The organism is Xanthocytophaga agilis, from assembly GCF_030068605.1.
Classification (GTDB): domain Bacteria; phylum Bacteroidota; class Bacteroidia; order Cytophagales; family 172606-1; genus Xanthocytophaga; species Xanthocytophaga agilis.
The window spans coordinates 69302-85299 of record NZ_JASJOU010000013.1 but is presented as its reverse complement, the minus strand read 5'-3'; the positions used below and the strand labels follow the sequence as shown (position 1 = coordinate 85299).

General features: G+C 40.2%; 13 protein-coding genes. 3 read left to right on the top strand and 10 right to left on the bottom strand.

Annotated elements, in window-relative coordinates; genetic code table 11:
• Positions 1 to 11 precede the first annotated feature (11 nt).
• A complete protein-coding gene (locus QNI22_RS29165; RefSeq protein WP_314516443.1) occupies positions 12 to 374 on the top strand; it encodes a 4Fe-4S dicluster domain-containing protein in 363 nt (120 codons plus the stop codon).
• A 40-nt stretch (positions 375 to 414) separates the two neighbouring features.
• Here QNI22_RS29165 and QNI22_RS29160 read toward each other — a convergent pair whose 3' ends face one another.
• The 5 genes from QNI22_RS29160 to QNI22_RS29140 all read right to left on the bottom strand — a co-directional run bounded on the left by QNI22_RS29160 (position 415) and on the right by QNI22_RS29140 (position 7240).
• Positions 415 to 1212 (bottom strand): helix-turn-helix domain-containing protein, encoded by a 798-nt coding sequence (locus tag QNI22_RS29160; protein ID WP_314516442.1) that lies wholly within the window; start codon positions 1210 to 1212, stop codon positions 415 to 417.
• Between the two features lie 21 nt (positions 1213 to 1233).
• On the bottom strand, positions 1234 to 2037 hold the full coding sequence (locus QNI22_RS29155; protein WP_314516441.1) for an SDR family oxidoreductase: 804 nt from the start codon (positions 2035 to 2037) through the stop codon (positions 1234 to 1236).
• A 309-nt stretch (positions 2038 to 2346) separates the two neighbouring features.
• Complete coding sequence (locus QNI22_RS29150; protein WP_314516439.1) at positions 2347 to 2931, bottom strand: hypothetical protein; 585 nt, start codon at positions 2929 to 2931, stop codon at positions 2347 to 2349.
• A 1052-nt stretch (positions 2932 to 3983) separates the two neighbouring features.
• The gene (locus tag QNI22_RS29145; protein ID WP_314516436.1) at positions 3984 to 4811 is read right to left on the bottom strand and encodes a DUF4249 domain-containing protein; all 828 of its coding nucleotides are present in this window, start codon (positions 4809 to 4811) and stop codon (positions 3984 to 3986) included.
• Between the two features lie 29 nt (positions 4812 to 4840).
• On the bottom strand, positions 4841 to 7240 hold the full coding sequence (locus tag QNI22_RS29140; RefSeq protein WP_314516434.1) for a TonB-dependent receptor: 2400 nt from the start codon (positions 7238 to 7240) through the stop codon (positions 4841 to 4843).
• A 483-nt stretch (positions 7241 to 7723) separates the two neighbouring features.
• Here QNI22_RS29140 and QNI22_RS29135 point away from each other — a divergent pair, with 483 nt between their 5' ends.
• Positions 7724 to 8881, top strand: coding sequence for a zinc-dependent alcohol dehydrogenase (locus QNI22_RS29135; RefSeq protein WP_314516433.1), 1158 nt, complete (start codon positions 7724 to 7726; stop codon positions 8879 to 8881).
• Between the two features lie 59 nt (positions 8882 to 8940).
• Here the strand turns inward: QNI22_RS29135 and QNI22_RS29130 are convergent, their stop codons facing one another.
• Both QNI22_RS29130 and QNI22_RS29125 read right to left on the bottom strand, forming a co-directional pair.
• Positions 8941 to 10365, bottom strand: coding sequence for a pyridoxal phosphate-dependent decarboxylase family protein (locus QNI22_RS29130; protein WP_314516432.1), 1425 nt, complete (start codon positions 10363 to 10365; stop codon positions 8941 to 8943).
• Between the two features lie 21 nt (positions 10366 to 10386).
• Complete coding sequence (locus QNI22_RS29125; protein WP_314516431.1) at positions 10387 to 10956, bottom strand: DJ-1/PfpI family protein; 570 nt, start codon at positions 10954 to 10956, stop codon at positions 10387 to 10389.
• A 135-nt stretch (positions 10957 to 11091) separates the two neighbouring features.
• Between QNI22_RS29125 and QNI22_RS29120 the strand changes: the two genes are divergently transcribed.
• On the top strand, positions 11092 to 12522 hold the full coding sequence (locus tag QNI22_RS29120) for an aminotransferase-like domain-containing protein (RefSeq protein ID WP_314516429.1): 1431 nt from the start codon (positions 11092 to 11094) through the stop codon (positions 12520 to 12522).
• A gap of 363 nt (positions 12523 to 12885) precedes the next feature.
• On the opposite strand, the gene QNI22_RS29115 is transcribed toward QNI22_RS29120, so the two are convergent.
• The 3 genes from QNI22_RS29115 to QNI22_RS29105 form a co-directional block, all read right to left on the bottom strand.
• The gene (locus tag QNI22_RS29115; protein ID WP_314516427.1) at positions 12886 to 13332 is read right to left on the bottom strand and encodes a DoxX family protein; all 447 of its coding nucleotides are present in this window, start codon (positions 13330 to 13332) and stop codon (positions 12886 to 12888) included.
• Between the two features lie 183 nt (positions 13333 to 13515).
• On the bottom strand, positions 13516 to 14373 hold the full coding sequence (locus tag QNI22_RS29110; protein ID WP_314516426.1) for a hypothetical protein: 858 nt from the start codon (positions 14371 to 14373) through the stop codon (positions 13516 to 13518).
• A 470-nt stretch (positions 14374 to 14843) separates the two neighbouring features.
• Positions 14844 to 15995, bottom strand: coding sequence for a serine hydrolase domain-containing protein (locus tag QNI22_RS29105; protein ID WP_314516424.1), 1152 nt, complete (start codon positions 15993 to 15995; stop codon positions 14844 to 14846).
• Between the last annotated feature and the right edge of the window lie 3 nt (positions 15996 to 15998).

The following is a 15998-nucleotide window of genomic DNA, read 5'->3' as shown; positions in this document are numbered from 1 at the left end:
AGAAAAGAAACATGGCTATTATCATAACCGACGATTGCATCAACTGTGGTGCCTGTGAACCCGAATGCCCAAATACTGCTATCTATGAAGGGGGGGCTGAGTGGACCTGGGGTGAAGGAACGCAACTACAGTTTATCGAATTGGAAGACGGCTCAAAGTTAGGGGGGAAAGATCCTCAGGAACCTGTTTCCAATGACTTCTATTATATCGTACCCGGAAAATGTACAGAGTGCAAAGGGTTTCATGAAGAACCTCAGTGTGCAGCTGTATGTCCGGTAGATTGCTGTGTAGAAGATCCAGATTACCGGGAAACAGAAGAGGAACTATTAGCTAAAAAGGCATGGTTGCATAACGAAGATGCCGTAATTGCCTGATAAATAAAAATGTCTGAGATATCATAAGTGTATTAGTTGCTTATGATAGAGAAGAAGGGTTCTTTCCAAAAAACTGTTTGAAAGAATACGAGAAATGGGATAAGCTTTCAAAGCCTACTTCCAGGTATACATCTGATGGCTTTTGCTTCTTTTCTCTGATGAGATAATGAGCTTCCTTGAGCCTGCGTTGTTGTATCCATCGATTAGGAGAGGTATTAAAGATCTTTTCGAAGTCTCGTTTGAAAGATGCCAGACTTCTCCCCGTCAGATAGGCAAACTTATCAAGAGAGACATTGTATCGGAAGTTGCGATTCATAAATTCTTCCAGATCTATTTTGCCTGGAACGCCAAAGTCAAAGAGAATATTTCTTAAGGAAGGATTACATCTTAGCAGTAATAGAATTGCTTCCTGTTTTTTATAGTGTATTAGATCTTCTGTCAATACTTCTTCAAAGTAAGGAAGCAGCGAATGAAAATAATTTGTTAGCAATACATCTGGGCCTATCGACACAACAGCTTGCGAAGAAGCATATACTTCTTCGGCAAGCTGTTGTCCTTTACTGACATTTACTAAAGTTTCATTGTCAAGAAGAATTGTAATGGCAATAAAATGCCCGTCTTTTGCAGGCTGCTTAATAAACTTTCCAAGATTATTTTTTCGCAGCAATACTATATCACCTGCATTAAATGTATCAGTTTGACCACCATCAATGATGGACAGACTGCCTGAAATAATATATGCTAAATGGTGTTCATGGATAAATTGCTCTCCAGATCGGTTAGCATCTGTATAAGTGGAATAAATAATTCCACCCAGATCTTTGGTTTGTTCTCCCATTGTTGCAAGAGTAATGTTCTATCAGCTCAACAATGCTTTGGCGATTTCTTTTCGAAAAGTTTCCGGACCTTGTTGTGCTCTTTGCATAGATAATGTGTGTGCATCTGGGCCTGCGAGGTATCTTACTATATCTTTGCCATCAGTAGCTGCTTCATATGCAACCTCTGCAATTTTATCGGCAGTTGAGAATTCAAATATAGAAGATCCGGATAGAACCTTTAGCATTTTGTCAAACGTTTCCTGATAAGCCTCATGTGTACTCAGATTCATGGATCGTCCAGCAAAATCAGTGGCAATTCCACCTGGAGCAATCGTTTTTACACGAATATTAAATTCCTGTAATTCAAACGCAAGGCTCTCATTAAATCCTTCCAATGCCCATTTTGTTGCATGGTACAAAGTAGAGAAGGGAACAGTTATCTGACCTCCGATAGACGTGGTAGTTAGAAAAAGCCCATCTCTATTCTCCCGAAAATGAGGTATAAGAGCTTGTGTGACCAGGATTACTCCTATAAGATTTGTATCCAGTTGGCGATGTATCTGTTCCTCTGACGTTCCTTCCAAAGGACCCATGAGACCATAACCCGCATTATTAAAAACGACATCTATTTTTCCAAGTGATATAGCCTTGGATACTGTTTCGTTGATCTGTTTGTGGTCAGTAACATCCATTGGCAAAAGTGTGACATTGGGTAGTTGATTCAGATCTGTTTCTTTCTCTGGATTACGCATCGTTGCGATTACCTTCCAACCTTTGGATATAAATAATCTGGCAGCAGCCTTTCCAAGTCCACTGGAAGCTCCTGTAATAAAAATAGTCTTCATTGTTTTGGGCTTTATTATTGAAAATAATCTGAGTAGCCGGCTTCCCAAACACTTTACAAAGGTAGCATGAGTAATTGATTTTCACTTTCGTAAAAAGCTCAGATTATTTTCGTAATTGGCTCAGAACTTTTCTGGCTATTGAGTAGTGCAGATTATATTCTGAGATTCAAATAAAGAGGATTTCTGGGATAGAAAGAATAACTTTAATCAGGAGTGTTGAGAAGGTACTAAAAACAAAAAGCCCTGGTTATGATACCAGGGCTTGCTGTTGAAGGATCAGATTTATATTTTTTGTAGCTAAGCTACCTATTATAATTCTACACGGTTTACTACTTTACCATTTGCTCTCACTTCGATAGCACCTTTAGCATTTTTCAGTTTGCTTAGATCATATATACGTGTGAAGCTACCTTTTTGAGATAAAGATTCGCTGTGGATAGTTGAACCAAACTGATCGTAGATAGATACTTCTACTGCATCCGCTGTGTTACCTACCAAACGTAACTGATATTTGTTACTCTCTAATGCTTTGATTTCAGCTTTACGTACTGCATTTACTGCTACATTGCTATAAGCAAGAGAAAGTTCGGATTTACCAGCTGCATCTTTTACTTCTAACGTATAACTTCCTTCAGGCATTGTAGAGAAGTTATATGGACGGATAAATCCTTTTTTATCGTTGAAGATTTGTTCCTGTAATACTACTTGTCCATCCTGATTTTTGATGCTTACAGTTACCAGACCTGTTTTTGCTGAAGCATATACTAAGTTATAAACAGATACGCGGTTAGTTGTATTAATTGACGCAGTTGAAACACTTTCCAGATCGTCAGCAGCAAATACGTTAGCACTAAGAACCAGACCAAGAGCGAAAGTTAAAATTGACGTTTTCATAGTTTTTCGATAGTTATAAAATGAATGATTTTTTATATAATAATTTTTTTTGATTTGCTTTTGAATGTGTGGCTCTTATCAGAACCAACGATACAAAGGTACTGCAGCTTTGGCATAAAAAAAGTGCAATGAAGCCAGGAAGGAGCTTTCGTAATAAAATTCAAAAAAGTAGTAGACAGATGTCAAAAATATGCTACCTCTAACTTAGAATAGTACAATTGTGGATTTGTGTCAGAAATATATCTCAAAAAAAGAAAGTTATAGTCGGTATGTATGCATACTCCTATGTCCTGAAAATGTACAATCTTTTTCAAGGTAATGTCAAATTTGTTTAGTGAGGTTTTGTATTTATCCAATATGCTATTAGTCGTTTTCTAATAATTTCTTTTAGAAAGGAAAAATAAAAAAAATGTGTAAGTAGGATATAATACAGATCGTTCAAGCTGCTGAAAAAAAAGAAATTAGAGGCTAAAAATTCTAAAAAATGATGTAAGAAATGTGTGGAATTTGTCAAAAAGTGCTTCTTTTTGTTGTAGACTTCACAACAGACAAAAAACATGATGAACGTTGTTTTTGTTTTAATTTGTTGATTTTCAGATAATTAATGTATAGGTTGAGTGATTTGTAAAGACATCTGTAGTCGAAAATAGATGTAAGTACTTTTTAAGGGTATGAGAGCCTGTAATTTGCTTAAAAACAGAGAACTTCTAGCTTTTGATAAATATATTCCGGATACATCATTGCGAAATATTGTATTCTTTATGAGAGGAATCACTAATCGTGCTTTTTTAGGTATTTTAGTCGAATTGTATTTATCCCATGTGATTTTTGTAAAAAAGAAATATTGCCTGCTTTTAGGATAACCTAGTGGAGCGTTTATGAAAATTCGTGAGAAGAATGGTAAGTAATAGACAATAAATGGTTGAATGATAAAAAGAATAGTTCATATACAACTATGTATATGAACTATTGATTAATAAGATATTGTGTAACTGCTTAGGTTGCTGTTAGTGTAAATACTAAATAAGCAGGTAAAAAATAATCAGCAGGACTTATTGGATAACAATTTCTTTGCTGGATACACCTGCACCTCCAAACCAACCAACTGCTTTTTTCCCTTTGCTATTGCTGTTATGAATATTAGTGCGTACGTTAGCTGGCGGATTGGAAAATAGTCCTCCGTTATTGATTTGAGCAGAAAGCTCCACATAGTAGCGATAATTGTCTTCTGTAATAGCCCAGTTTTCTCCGCGTATAGTGTCACCCTTCCGAAATGCTTTATCATCATTCATTTGAAGGTCACCGATGTAATTGCCATCTACCAGTTTATCTTCTGCAAAGGTGAGGTCGCCCGGACCACTTAATAACGTATCATTCTGATAAATTTTAAATCTGTAAAAGTCTCCAATACCAACAGGCTCCGGACCATTGTAATAGATATAATATCCGCTTTCTTCATAAAAGGCTGACTCCTCATGGTATTTCACTGTTAAGGAATCAATAGGGGGTACACGTTTTATCTCTGTCTGAGCCATATATTCCTCTCCATTGGAAAGTATTTTGAGTGTATAGGTATTGCCTACTTTTCCCTGCAAATGCTGAGTCAGGTAAATACCTGGTTCAGATTCTTTTAATGTATCTGTTACACCTTCACTATCGCTAATAATCAATGTGGCTCCGGTTACTTTAGGTGTTTCCTGATTGGTAAAATAGGGTGCTGTTGATGTGAGACGAACTTTGTAGGGGCCAGGTTGATTGGTCACCCAGCCATCTACAACTAACAGAGTTTCTCCTTGTTTCAGATCTACATCAATAACATCTTCACAACTGGTTAGCACTACAGACAACAAAATCAGTACGGGCAAAATATATCGTTTCATAGGGAATTCAGATTAAATAATGTATGGAATTAGAATTTGAAGTTATAGGTAACAGAAGGCAGGATAGAACCGAAGATTGACAGACGGACAGCTTCTGTTTGTATCTTCGAAGCATTGTTTTCGTCGTTCTGGCGGAAATACACAGTAAATGGATTTCGTTTGGCGTATACGTTGTAGATCGAGAATACCCATTCACTCTTCCAGCGACGATGTTCATTCTTGGCAGGTGTTAAGGTTGCTGACAGATCCAGACGATGATAGGCCGGAACACGGTAATTATTGCGTGTGCCCTCTGTATTATGAGGTACTACCAGTGTGCCATCTTCTACCTCGTATCGGGCATTAGGGAAGGTGGTTGCTACACCTGTTGTGTAGGAGAAGTTGCTGGAAAAGCTCCACTTTTTATTAAATGTATAGATACCTACTGCAGAGAGAATATGTGTTCTGTCGTATTTGGCTGCATACCATTGAGCTTCTCCTTCCTTGTTCATGTTCAGACCGTCAATCTTACGTTCTGAACGGGATAATGTGTAGCTTACCCAGCCTGTTAGCTTGCCTGAGTTTTTCTTAACATATAACTCAAGTCCATACGCACGGCCATCTCCATATAATAAATCACCTTCCAGTTCCTGATTCAGCAATACTTCAGCTCCATCACGATAGTCGATCTGGTTTTTCATGGTTTTGTAAAATACCTCTGCTGAAGTCTCAAACATATTGTTTTTGAAATTGCGGAAATACCCTACGGCTATCTGATCTGCCAGTTCAGGTTTGATGTTGTTGGTGGTAGGCGACCATACATCCAGTGGCGAAGCTGCTGTGGTGTTGGAGATCAGGTGTACATACTGTGCCATACGATTATAGCTAGCCTTAATGGAACTACGTTCGTTCAAGTTATATCGCAAAGAAAAACGAGGCTCTGGATTAGTATAGAAGCTAATAGATTCACCTTTGCCATAGGTTCGCTGATTTACCGGAACTTTCTTTTCGTTGTTTTCGCCTACATAATCATATACAGTCATAGCTCCCAGATAGTTATAGGCAGAGAACCGAAGTCCGTATTGCACTGACAACTGAGGAGTGAGCTGTTGTTCGTTATCAATATATGCTGCATATTCAATGGAGTTCTGATGTGCCAGTTCCAATGGATTGAAGATTGATTCTTCACTTTTTGGAATAGCCTTACCAGGTTCAAACTGATAGCGGATAGCACTTATACCAAATGTAATGGTATTACGGGCATTGAGATAGTACGAAAAATCCGCTTTGCCGCTATAATTATAGATATGAGATGTCCATTCAAAAGCTTGTGATCCACTAAGAACGCCCAGTTGATAGTCATAGTCGCTGTATACAGCTGTAAAGTTGGCGAACATCCGGTCACTAAACAGGTGATTCCAGCGTACTGTACCTGTTTTATTTCCCCAGTTCATTTTGAATCCTCCTGAATTGCCACTGGCATCTTCAAATTTAAAAGCGTCTTTGCCAAAATATCCTGATACAAACAGACGATCTTTGGGACTAAGTGTAAAGTTTACCTTGGCACTCAGATCATAAAAATAAAGCTGGTTGTTTTTGAGATCCTCATCAGAAGATAATTTCAGAAACATATCTGCATAGGATCGGCGACCTGAGATAATAAATGAACTTTTGTCTTTCTGAATAGGGCCTTCTACTGTGAGGCGGCTGGAAATAGTACCAATTCCTCCAGAAAGACCAAATTTTTTGTTGTTGCCTTCTTTCATCCGTACATCCAGCAGAGAGGAAAGACGGCCACCATATTGGGCTGGTATGCCTCCTTTGATCAGTTTTACATCTTTCACTGCATCAGGGTTAAATACAGAAAAGAAGCCCATCAGGTGTGAAGAGTTATAGACAGGAGCTTCATCCAGCAGGATCAGATTCTGGTCTACTCCACCACCACGAACATTGAATCCTGAAGCCCCTTCCCCAACAGTACTGACACCTGGTAATAACTGAATACTGCGAACTACATCCACTTCACCTAACAGGGCAGGCATTGACCGGATGGCTTTCATTTCCAGTTTGCTGACACCCATATCCATACTACGGACGTTGTTATCCGGACGTGTTTCAGTGACAACCACCTCCTGTATCTGCACCTGGTCTGCTGATAGCTGAATATCTATTTTCTGATTTGCCTGCAGGGTAACGGCTTTTTCCTGACTCAGATATCCAATGTATTGATATACCAGGGTGTAGTTTCCCTGAGGGATTGTAAGAGAATAAAATCCATATTCGTTTGTTACGGTGCCGGTAGTTTGTCCTTTGATCTGAACCGTAGCGCCAATGAGTCCTTCTCCATTGGCACCATCACGCATGTATCCGCTAATAGTAACTTTGGTTTGTGCCCAGCCAGATAGAGTAGTGCCAAGGCAGATAAGAAAAATAAAAATGTGCTGTTTCATAGGTTTTAAAGGCATAGTTTTTCCAGCCCACAGTGTTTTATGTGGAAAAAGGTTTTAGATAAGAAATAAAGGTGTTTAGAAGTACAAGAATGCGCTTGTCTGCATAACCGGACAGACCACAGGAATAAAATCTGACGACATGTAGGCCTGCTTCAGGCTGAATGTGTAGAATAATCTAAAAATGGAAATCAGGCATGGCTTACGGATTACTTTATTTAGGTTTTGTATGGTTTGATTACCGGCCAGGTAACACTATGACAGATGTAATCCCCTGTTACCCCCATGTCAGAATAAAAATTTTTTAAAATATTTTTTTAGGGTGAAAATAACAGTGATTCTTGGGCAGAAATGTATAAGAATATACACTTCTTTTCTGATAAGGGTATTGTTTTTTTAGCTAATTGTGAATGTATGTAGTTGTAGATCAGGTAGTTGTTTTGCTGATCTCATTCTTTCATTTTTTATACAACCAATTACAATCTCATGAAAGCGCTTGTATTTCACAATCCCAAGGATGTTCGCGTTGAAACAGTCGAAGATCCAAAGCTGAAAGCATCAGATGATGCTATTATCCGGGTTACCTCTACCGCTATTTGTGGTTCAGACCTGCATATCTACAATGGTATGTTTCCACAGCCACGCAATATGATACTAGGTCATGAATTTATGGGTATCGTAGAAGATGTAGGACCTGGGGTTTCTAAACTTAAAAAAGGAGACAGAGTAGTTGTTCCATTTCCGATTGCCTGTGGTCACTGTAAATTCTGTTCTATGGAATTACCTACCCATTGTGAGAATTCTAATCCTGAGCATTATGGTCCGGAGGGAGGATTATTAAAAGGGAAAGGTGGGGCTTTGTTTGGATATACAGACTTGTATGGTGGCTATGATGGAGGACAGGCCGAATATGTGCGGGTGCCCTATGCCAATGTCGGCCCGCGTAAAGTGCCGGAAGGACTTACCGATGAGCAAATCTTATTTATGACAGACATTTTTCCGACAGGCTGGTCGGCTATAGACTGGGCTGAACTGAAAGGGGGAGAAACAGTAGTAGTCTTCGGCTGTGGTCCTGTAGGAATTATGGCACAAAAGTCAGCCTGGATAAAAGGTGCAGGCAGAGTAATTGGAGTGGATATTCAGCCTTATCGCTTAGAGATGGCTAGAAAAGCTGCAAAGGTAGAGACCATAAATGCCAGTGAAGTGGATGTGGTAGATGCCATACGATCTATGACAGGAGGGTATGGCGCGGATGTATGTGTGGATGCCGTAGGACTGGAAGCCGAACGCAGCATACTGGAAAAGGCAATGAATGTGATCCAGATGGAAAAGGGAACTATGAAAGTACTGGAAAAATGTATGGATGCCGTACGTCGGGGAGGAGTAGTAACTGTAGTTGGTGTATATGGGACTACGTTTGACAACTTTCCATTGCATCAGTTTTTTGATAAAGGCATCAAACTAATGGGTGGACAAGCCTGGGTTCATCGGTATATTGACCAACTGATTTCATTGGTTGTAGAAGGTAAGGTAGTGCTTGATGATATCATTACACATAAAGTTTCGCTGAGTGAAGCTCCCAAAATGTATGACATCTTTAACAAAAAGCAAGACAATTGTGTAAAAGTGGTATTAAAGCCCTAACACAACCAGTTTATTGAAAAAGAAGGCTCCAGTAGTTAAAAATGTTGGAGCCTTCTGCTTTAGGCTGGTATTGAGGTAGACAACAATTGTGATACTACCTGCATCAGTTCAGATTTTGTTATTTCCAGATCCTTTTGTGTGGTACGCCAGTTAACCAGTGCGGCCCGCATAGCAGGTACACCTTTGTAAACTGTTGGAGTAAGTACTACCTTTTCATTCTGAATCAGCTTTTCCAGAAACTGATTAACCAGCTTTTGCAGGTTCTCAGTATGAGGAGTGTTTATAGTGAAACATACCACACAGATACGAACAGGCGCAAGCAACGTAAATGCTTCAGATTCTTCTATAAAGTTACCTAATTGTTGAGCCAGTGAGATAGTTGTTTCTACAATATCCCGATAGCCATCTCTTCCATAGGCTTTCAGGCTAAACCAGGCTGGCAATGCCCGAAACCGACGCGAGTTTTCAGGAGTATAATTGATGTAGTTAAAATCTGCTTCCAGGTCACCAAGGTATCTGGCGTTGGCATTCTGAAAAACTTCCAGTTGAAGAGATTTGTGACGTGTAAAGATCATGGCAGAATCATAAGGAACATTGAGCCACTTATGGGCATCTATGGTGATAGAGTCTGCTTCCTGCCATCCATTCAATAAGTGACTATAAGTAGGAGTACAACCTGCAAACCCACCAAAAGCAGCATCTACATGCAGCCAGAAGTAGTAACGCTTTCGTAACTGAACAATGGCTGCGATATCATCAAAATCAACGGTGTTTACAGTTCCGGCATTGGCTACAACGATACAGGGTGTGCCCTGTAGAGATTGTAAGGCTTCTTCTAGTTTTTGCAGATCAATTGCTTCTCTGTCTGGTTGTGTGGGTATCGTAATGAGGCTATTGCGTCCCATGCCCAGCATTGCCAGGGATTTCACAGCACTAGCATGAATAGCAGCACTCAATACGTTTAGTTGGGGTAGTGCTGATACTCCTTCCTGTGCCACGTTGATGCCCGATTGTTTTCCAACCCATTGTCTGCCAAGCGACAATCCAACAAAATTGGACATGGTTGCTCCTGAAACAAAGGTTCCAAAGAAGCTTTCCGGTAGTCCAAAGAGTTGTCTGAGCATATGGATAGTTTCAATCTCTACCTGAGCGGCTGCACTCTGACTGCTGTTGGTTGAGTTCTGATCGAAGGCACTTGTAAGCCAATCTCCAGCTAAAGCTGCCGGAGTGGCACCTCCTGTGACAAATCCAAAGTACCGAGGTCCTGCTGCTGCTGTAATTCCATCACGGTATCTGTGATGAAACTCTTGCAGTGCAGTAGTAAATCCTTCTCCTTTCTCTGGAATAGCATCTGGCAAGTGTTCTGGAAATAGCGTTCCGGGTGCGATATTATCTATCTCGTTCAGGAAGGAAAGGGCATATTCCTGTGTAGTTTGTAAAATAGTGTCCAGCGACTGTAGATCCGTTTGCAATGTAGAGTTCATAGATTACTCAACGAATATAGGTTAATAGATACAGGTTAGTTTGCCGACAGGTTGCACAGAGGCTAGTACACGATCTTTTGTTTCTGTGCCGACAGCCTTTTCAACCATCCAGCCAACCAGATCCATAGCTGCCAGACAACCAGCAGCGGTCGCAATGTTACCATGTACTACCAATGGTTCTTCTACTACTGTTATGCCCATTGATTCCAGTATGTGTTGCACAGACGGATAGGTAGTGGCTGTAAGTCCATCCAGTAACCCCAAGGCTGCTACCAATAAGGAACCTGAGCACATAGATCCAATTAATTGCTTTTCAGGATTGAATGTAAAGCGGTTCAGATAAGTGGGGTCTTTTATCAGAGAGCGGGTACCTGCACCACTGCTGAAAAATACAATGTCAGCTGCGTTACACTCTTCGATATCACCGTGTACGGTAACAGGTAATCCGGTAGCAGAAGTGTGAACAGCTTTAGTGCCTACAATCCGTATACTCCATTCAGGGTGAATAAGACGAACCCGGTTAAACAAATCCCAGGGGAGAAATACATCAATGTCGGTGCATTGATCAAAAGCTACAATAGTGACTTTCATAGTGTTATATTAGGTATGATAAATGAGAAATCAAGACTGTTAGTCGTTCTGACAAATTTCTACTTTATCTTTATAGCAGAACAGATACAGTTTTTGAATATTTTTCCATAACAGATTGCGTTCTTACTTACTCATATGGCCAATTATCTTTATTTACAGATTGCACAACGAATAGAAGAACATATTGAAAATGGAACGTATAAAGCAGGGGAGAAGCTACCTTCCGTACGTAGTGTACATGAAGAGCAGGGAATCAGTATATCAACAGTACTGGAAGCTTATCACCATCTGGAAGACCGAGGATTGATAGTGGCACAGAAGAAGTCCGGATATTATGTCAGTGGTAGGAGACGTAACAAAGAACAAGTACCTTCTCAGGTGATTCCGGCTCTAAAACCGGAATCTGTAGTAATTGACTCTTTGCTGGAGACAATCATGCAGGAACGGTTTATCAGGGAAGTGGTTTCTTTTTCGCGGGCTATACCTGGTAATCATCTGATTCCTGGTAAGATTCTGAAACGGAATATGCTGGAGGTGCTTCGTATAGATGAATATGAAGTAATGAATTATACCCAGCTTCAGGGCAATGATCATTTACGAAACGAGATTGCCAAACGATCTCTGGGTTGGGGTGGAATGCTTACTGCCAAAGATATTTGTGTTACGTCAGGATGTCTGGAGGCAATTCACCTTGCTTTACGGGCTACTGCACAACAGGGAGATATCGTAGCGGTTGAATCTCCTTGTTACTATGGGTTTCTGGAAGCTATACAGGGACTGCGATTACAGGTTATTGAAATTCCATCGCATGCTCAGACAGGTATCGATCTGAATTATCTGGAAGATGTGTACAAACAATATCCTGTTAAAGCATGTATTGTCACTCCAAACTTCAGTAATCCTACCGGCTCTTTGATGTCTGAGTCAAATAAGAAAGAGTTGGTTGCACTGACTACCCGTTACCAGGTACCTCTGATTGAAGATGATATTTATGGTGAGCTGTATTTTCAAGGCACGCGGCCTACCTCTCTGAAAATGTACGATAAAGAAGACTGGGTGATTGTGTGTTCTTCTTTTTCCAAAACGCTGGCTCCCGGACTTCGGGTAGGCTGGGTGGCAGGAGGGCGTTTTCGTCAGTCTATTGAACGCCTTAAGTTTATGACTAATATTGCTGCTACGACAGTGGCCCAACTGGTTATAGCCCGTTTACTGGAAGCCGGTAGTTTTGAGCGACATCTGAAACGAATGCGAAGTAAACTGTTTCTGCAAATGACAGAAGTACAAGCTGCTGTAGAAGCGTATTTTCCAGAAGGGACCAGTATCTCTCATCCGCAGGGAGGGTATGTAGTATGGATAGAGCTACCTGAGAAAGTTTCTTCAATGGAGCTGTATAAAGTTGCCTTACAGCAAGGGATTGGATTCACTCCCGGACATTTGTTTTCGACAGGCATGGTACACTCACACTTTCTAAGATTAAGCTGTGGCTCTGTAACTAGTGAGCAAACTGAACAGGCTTTAAAGACATTAGGACAACTGGCAAAAGAACTGATAGCGAATCACCAATAAGGATAGTTCTGGAATCTCAAATAGGTATTATCGGTGTTCTGATCAAAATAAAAAACTATCACTATTTCGATTATTTTAAAAAGTGATCGAAATAGTGATATTCCTGAAGTGTGATCGGTGTTTTGATATTTCTCTGATCTGACCGGAACTCCAGTCAAACACAAGTTTGAACTAAATTCAGGTCAAACAAGAAAATGACCATTATTCGAATATTTCTTGAAAGTGATCGGTATTCTGGTCAAACGCAAAACTGATTCGGATACTGATCATTTTTTATTTCCAACTGATAAACCTGTCTCAACTTTTGTTAGATGTGTTTGAACAGAATTCGAATCAGGCTATATAATTATCTTACCAACAGGATTAGCGGGATGCACCTGATACTATCAATTCATTGGGTTGGGCTGTATTGGATTCCATCCCTTGTGTTGACGCATCCTGTTTAGCAAATGCCACAAGTTTATGATACGATTTATAGGATACTACCAGGATAGCGAATACTACTAATGGAAATATAGTTTGTCCAGTAAAGCCATCTACTGCCCAGTGACTAACACAGGCACTGATGAGTGTAAATCCAAATCCGGCATACGCCCATTCTTTTACATTACCTTTCACAAACGGCAACACCAGTGCCAAGGCTCCTGCTACTTTAAATATGGTTAACATCACCCTGAAGTAATCCGGATAGCCCAGATGCCGGATACCTTCTACGGCCAGTTGGGTATGAGACGTTAAGGCAGGCATAAGTCCTTCCAGTAAAAATAAAATCACAGTGGCTGTCCAGTAAATTCGTTTGGTTGTTTTCATGTCCGTATTGTTTTTGATTAATACAAAGTAAGCGAATCCCTGCCACTTTGATGGGGTGCTCTTACGGCATTTTAAAGGGTAGTTTGCGACAAAAAATACAGGTTTATTCTTGCCCGAATGCAAAGGCAGAATAAACCTGTAGATAGCATGTTATAGCAGTATTAACTAGTGATTTTATAGTACTTACTGGTAGAAATAAGTGAATGAGTAAGGTCCCGCAACAGTTGCATTTGTAGCAAGGTTTACGGCTGTCATCTGATTGGCATATCCGTAATTTTCATAGCCATATGTTATCTTAGCATTATAGGCGTTAGCTGTATTCAAAGGAGTAAATGTATAGGCTGTTACATTATTCTTATAGGAAAGCCATTGGGCTGGTGAATTCTGCAAACCTCCATTCATGGTAATAAGCCACCAGAGTGCGATATTGCCATTAACAGACGACCAGGGTGTTAACTTGGTGTCATAACCTGTTGCTTGAATAGTATAGTGGCTTCCTCCTGCCGTCTGAACCAGTGACATTTTGTCGAGATTGCCATTGGATAAATAGGTAAACTGATAATTGTTATATCCACCTGTATAACCGCACCCAAGCGTACTGATTCGGTTGGATGCATCATACGTGATAGAGTTACTAAATACATAACTTCCATTCACTGTAAAATTAGAACCTGTGATTTTTCCAGTTGCATTGGTAGAAACATTGATGACAGCGCCGTCTTCGCGTTTAACCTGTTGCAAAAAGCCTGTTGTGGTATTGTATATGAAAGACCAGGTATGTGTAGTGGCTCCATCTGTTACCTTCGATAAATTAGGCCTGATGCTTCCTGAGCGATAGGCAAAGGTAATGGACTTATCACTAGCCAGCGTAATTTTGGATAGATACCCCTGATCAATGAGGATAATGTCCGGACTTATTCTTGAACTTGCGTCTGATGTCTGAGGTTTGATGTCATTGTCTTTTTGACAGGCGGTGAGCAGAAACAGAACCAATAGAAAGGCTCCCTGAAATACGTTTGTTTTGATGTGAAAAGTTTTCATAAGATTTAGGAAGAAAAGTGAAACAATTAGAGTGCTGTTTATGATTTTTTCTCTGATAGAATGATCAGAGAACATAACAAAGGTAATATCACTATAAGGCGTATTCAAGACATAAATATGTGTAAGTGGTTGTCAATCAGGTGAGTGTGAAAAGCAAGGTGATGGTTGATGGATCGTTGCTTTGGTTGTCAGAAAGGAAAATTTGAGAGCAAACTTTTAGTAAGGGAAGTTCTTTAAAGGATAGAAAAGACTCAATAAAAGATCCATTATCATGTGTGCGCCACGGACAAACCAGGAAAGTGGTTGAAAAAAGTAAGTTGGTGAGAGGGTATATCAGGGTATTTTTGATTTATACAAAATGAGTGGATACTTACTATTTTGAAGATAGTTTATGACAAAAGATTAGGCTCATTCTTAGTCTATAGTTGACTATGAATGAGCCTGTTAAAATTATGTTATAGTGATGCCATTTATTTATTCCAGGTATCTATAGCATCATGAAGAGCCAGCGTATAGTTATTATTAAAGGCTGGATTACTGTATTGGGAATTGATGATAAGTGCAATCTGTATACCATTGTCATACCCAATTATGATAGTATTTAATTCCCCTTTGTTTCCATAGCCCTGACCTGGATAATACCCATTGTGAGAGTAACAAGCTAATCCTTTGGGTGTCTGACCTGAAAACATGCCTATATTTTCTGTTCTCATTTGTGTTGTAGTGGCAGAGGGCAGCAACTGAGTTGAGTACATAAGTTTGCCAAAATAACTGGCTAGTTGAGCTGATGTCATATACCAGCCCTGGCTTGCCGCCAGAGTGGTGAGGTCACCCCAGGGCTCTCCATTTTTACCATCTTTGGGGAATTGATAACATAAGCCTGGATTATCGCTATCCGGTAACTGTTTGCAGTTGACATTGGGATAGGAGCCTATTTTGCCAAAGATATTTTCCTGACAATAAGCTACATAATTGTCACCATATTCCTGTGCCTGTTTAGCCTCTACTTGTTGTCGCTGACTCGAAGTCGCATTGTTGGGAAGGCTGGTCACTGTTTTACCAGAAAGATGTACAATAGCAAAACGTAACAACGCGTAATTTACATTGCGATAGCCAGTAGGTGAATTCCGTGTAGCTGTATCAGCAAAATTTTTCAATGTTTGGTAATCTGTTTGGGCATCATATAGATTCGAGGTATGTGTAAGCAGTTGCCGGAATGTAACCGTTTGTAAAGAAGCAGATACCTTCCAGTGAGCAGGCAGATAGGGGGCTAGTTTGGTATCCAGGGTAAGTCCTTTGGCTGCCAGTAGCTGCATGAGAGCTGTAGCTGTGATATTTTTGCTTACACTCGCCAAAGTATATCGATCCGTAATCAACATAGCTCTTGGATTAGCATCAGGGGCAAGTCGGGCATCACCACCTGCCCGCATCACTTTGTTCTCTCCTTTAAAGCCAATAGTAAACTGATATCCTACGCAATTGCCTTTGAGACGTTGTTCGATCAGATCTGCCAGCTTATCAGTATCCAGTTCCTTGCCAGGCGATACTTCTACCACAGTATCGCAGGCAGTGAGTAGACAAAAAGTAAAACATAGGGTAAGTACTTTGGACAATAGTTTCATAAA